Annotated in this window: 2 pseudogenes; both read right to left on the minus strand. The window is 55.6% G+C overall.

The features are described 5' to 3' along the window. Positions 1 to 112, minus strand: a pseudogene (gene rpsR / locus H6B10_RS17905) (30S ribosomal protein S18); the annotation flags it as partial. A gap of 36 nt (positions 113 to 148) precedes the next feature. Then, a pseudogene (locus H6B10_RS18230) lies at positions 149 to 214 on the minus strand (hypothetical protein); the annotation flags it as partial. Positions 215 to 223 lie beyond the last annotated feature (9 nt).

Below are 223 nucleotides of genomic sequence, written 5' to 3' on the forward strand. Positions count from 1 at the left end.
AGTCGCTCACGTAGGGCATCAGCGCCATATAACGGGCACGCTTGATAGCGACCGTCAGCTCACGCTGATGGAACGCGCAGGTACCGGTCACACGGCGGGGAATGATCTTGGCGCCCAACACTGCCTGAGAGTAGGTAATGGGGACACGTACATATACATCGTAGCCATCCCGTTCAAAGACAGCATCTTTCTTGACCGTCACATGAACAATCACGTCGCCTGC

This window comes from Gemmiger formicilis (genome assembly GCF_016901605.1).
In the GTDB taxonomy this organism is placed as follows: domain Bacteria; phylum Bacillota; class Clostridia; order Oscillospirales; family Ruminococcaceae; genus Gemmiger; species Gemmiger formicilis_B.